This window comes from Actinomycetes bacterium (assembly GCA_036510875.1).
Lineage (GTDB): Bacteria > Actinomycetota > Actinomycetes > Prado026 > Prado026 > DATCDE01.
Map to the genome: position 1 here is coordinate 1 of DATCDE010000100.1, position 2,758 is coordinate 2,758.

3 protein-coding genes are annotated in these 2,758 nt (G+C 67.5%); all 3 read right to left on the minus strand.

The window, feature by feature from the left end:
• On the minus strand, positions 1-339 hold a 339-nt coding region (locus VIM19_05700; protein HEY5184392.1), incomplete at its 3' end, for a helix-turn-helix domain-containing protein.
• Positions 340-509: 170 nt separating this feature from the next.
• Positions 510-1,514, minus strand: coding sequence for an aldehyde dehydrogenase family protein (locus VIM19_05705; GenBank protein HEY5184393.1), 1,005 nt, complete (start codon positions 1,512-1,514; stop codon positions 510-512).
• On the minus strand, positions 1,514-2,758 hold a 1,245-nt coding region (locus VIM19_05710), incomplete at its 5' end, for an aldehyde dehydrogenase family protein (GenBank protein ID HEY5184394.1). The genes VIM19_05705 and VIM19_05710, both read right to left, overlap by 1 nt.

The following is a 2,758-nucleotide window of genomic DNA, read 5'->3' on the forward strand; positions in this document are numbered from 1 at the left end:
GATCGTGGAGTGGTCCATCGGCGGTATCCCCTCGGTCAAGGCCACCTGTCTCTCCAGCAACCGCAGCGTCCACCGCTGACGTCCCGCCGGCGGCTGGCTGCAGGCCAACGCGATCACCCGGGCCTCGACGTCCCCGGTCACCTTCGGCTCCACAGGCGGCGTGGTCCGCTTCTTGCGGGTGATCACCTCCTCGACCCGGCCAGCATGCGTCGTGAACGCCTTCGCGACCAGATACACCGTGCTCTCCGACGCGCCGACCCGTTCAGCCACCGCCCGCCGATCCGGCGCCGGTCCCTGCGTCTCATCCAGGGCCAGCAATACCCGGGCCCGGGTGATCATCCGGGCAGGACGTGTCCCCGACGAGACCACCTTGGTCAGCTTCGCACGATCCCCAGCACTCAAGGAGACCGTGAACTCCTTTGGACGAGGCACGCCGTCAACTCCTTCCGGTCGAGTATCAACCAGAACAGCCGACCACACATACCCATCAGATTAGAGGCGACACGCTACTAGGGGCCTTTCGGGTGCCAGACAGTCTTGGTCTCGAGGTAGGCCTTGATCCGGGTCAGGTCCGGACTCTGCGACCAGTCCGGCTCGACGGCGTCGGCCCCGTCCCCTCCCGGGCGCAGGACGCGTTTCAGGTTCTCGGCGCTGGCCCGTTCGAGCTCTGCCCACGAAACGTCGTCGGCGTCGGCGGCTCCCGTCAGGTCGATGGCGTTGACGTCCTGGTGGGAGGCCAGCCAGGGTGCGACCTCGGCTGTGCGTCCGGTGATCAGGTTGATGACGCCGGCAGGAACGTCGGAGGTTGCCAGGACCTCCGAGAGTGTCACGGCGGGTAGTGGCCGGTGCTCGCTGGTCAGCACCACTGCCGTGTTGCCGCTGACGACGATCGGTGCCAGGACCGAGACCAGACCCAGCAGCGAAGAGGCTTGCGGGGCAAGGGCAGCGACGACTCCGGTGGGCTCTGGTGTGGAGATGTTGAGGTACTGGCCGGCGACCGGGTTGACCCCGCCCAGCAGCTGGGCGATCTTGTCCGACCACCCGGCATACCAGACCCATCGGTCGATGGCCTGGGAGACGACCGTGTCCGCGCCCGCCATGGCCAGCCCCTCAGCCGCAGCGACCTCAGTGGCGAGCTGCGCGCGCCGGCCCTCCATCAGCTCGGCCACTCGATAGAGCACCTGGCCGCGGTTGTATGCCGTGGCGCCGGCCCAGTTCCCGAAGGCCCCCCGGGCAGCCGCGACGGCGTCCCGGGCGTCCTTGCGAGAGCCCATCGCAGCGTTGGCAAGGAACCGGCCGCGACTGTCGCTGATCTCATAGGTACGGCCCGACTCACTGCGCGGAAACGCTCCGCCAATGTACAGCTTGTAGGTCTTGCGCACTTCGACGCGTTGATCCGTGGTGATGTTCGGTGCTGCGACGTCCGGTGCTGCGACGTTCGGCGTGGCGTCATCCGGTGAGAAATCGGCATTGGCAGCAGCGGCAGCCGCCCTTCGAGCCAGATACGGGTTCATCAGGTGCCTCCTGCTCGCACGTAGGCCTCGATGCCATGGAGGCCGCCCTCACGGCCGTAGCCGGACTCCTGGTAGCCGCCGAACGGTGAGGTGGGGTCGAACTGGTTGAACGTGTTGGCCCAGACCACCCCGGCCCGCAGCTGGTCAGCCATCCACAGGATGCGCGAGCCCTTCTCGGTCCAGATCCCTGCCGACAGCCCGTATGGCGTGTTGTTCGCTTTGGCGACAGCCTCCTGCGGGGTGCGGAACGTCAGCACCGACAGCACCGGCCCGAAGATCTCCTCCTGGGCGATCCGGTGAGTCTGCGAGACCTCCGTGAAGATCGTTGGGGCGAACCAGAATCCGCGCTGCGGCAGGACCCACGGTGCGCTCCACCTGATGGCGCCCTCGGCCTGGCCGATCTCTGTCAGCTCGCGGATGCGGGCGAGCTGGGCCGCAGAGTTGATGGCGCCGACGTCCGTGTTCTTGTCCAGCGGGTCCCCTACCTGCAGCGTCTGCAGACGGCGCTTGAGCCGGATGACCACGTCATCGGCGATGTTCTCCTGCACGAGGAGCCGAGAGCCGGCGCCGCACACGTGGCCCTGGTTGAAGAAGACCCCTTTGACGACCCCCTCGACCGCCTCGTCGATGGCTGCGTCGTCGAAGACGATGTTGGCTCCCTTGCTGCCGAGCTCGAGGGTGGCTTGCTTGCGTGTTCCGGCGATGGCCCTGGCGATGGTCTTGCCCACCCGGGTGGACCCGGTGAAGGCCACCTTGTCGATCCCGGGATGCCCGACCAGGTTGCGCCCCGTCTCCCCGGCCCCGGTGATGATGTTGACCACCCCCGCGGGCAGGTCGGCCTGCTGGCAGACCTCGGCGAACAGCAGTGCGGTCAGCGGGGTGGTCTCGGCCGGCTTGAGGACGACGGTGTTTCCGGCGGCCAGCGCTGGTGCGATCTTCCATGAGAGCATGAGTAGCGGGTAGTTCCACGGGATGACCTGGGCCACGACGCCGAGAGGGCCTGTGGGTTGCCCGTTGCCACCTGCGAGCCCTCCGTGCCCGAGCTTGTCGGCCCAACCCGCGTGATAGAAGAAGTGCGCGGCGGCCAGAGGGATGTCGACATCGCGCGACTCCTTGATCGGTTTGCCGTTGTCCAGGGTCTCCAGGACGGCAAACTCCCGCGCGCGTTCCTGCAGGATGCGCGCGATCCGGAACAGGTACTTGGCGCGGTCCGCGCCGGACAGGCGACCCCAAGGTCCCTCGAA